General features: G+C 45.4%; 1 protein-coding gene and 1 pseudogene. Both read left to right on the top strand.

The window, feature by feature from the left end:
* Positions 1 to 180, top strand: a 180-nt coding sequence (locus ACTHUR_RS17115; protein ID WP_440399897.1) for a hypothetical protein, incomplete at its 5' end; no start/stop codon positions are given.
* Positions 181 to 263: 83 nt separating this feature from the next.
* A pseudogene (locus ACTHUR_RS17120) lies at positions 264 to 555 on the top strand (hypothetical protein); the annotation flags it as partial.

Genomic DNA, 555 nt, shown 5'->3' on the forward strand with positions numbered 1-555 from the left:
CCGTTTGACAGCGGCGTGGAAGAATTGAGCCGCGCCATTGCCGAAGTTTGCGAACGCTATCAAGCGATGGACGATGGCGCAGTCATTGAATTGCCGAAAAGCCATATTCGGACTTTTGCAGAACAAAAAGACGAATTGGCAGGCCTATATCAAGAAATACTGTCGAACCAAGCAGATTGATGTTTTCAGACGACCCTTTCGATGGCGACAAAGGGTCGTCTGAAAACACAAACCCCATTGATTAACCGCATTACACCCGAATCATGAATAAAACCATCATCCTTGCCGTTCCCTATATGTACGAACTCGACAAGTGCATCGAAAAAAACCTGCGTTTTTTGGGGTTCGACGTCGTCAACCTGTGTTACGACGACAGGGATTCTTTTTATCCCAATATGGTGAGTAGGGTGAAAAACCTGTATTACAAATATATTGCCAAAGACGGCGACTACAAAAAAGTTTTGAAATACAGCCGCTATCGGGATGACATTGCGCGTAAGCTGGGTTCGTTAAACGGAAAAAAAGCGGATTACGCCTTGTGTATCCGTGCCAACA

This window comes from Neisseria sp. P0021.S007 (assembly GCF_051956855.1).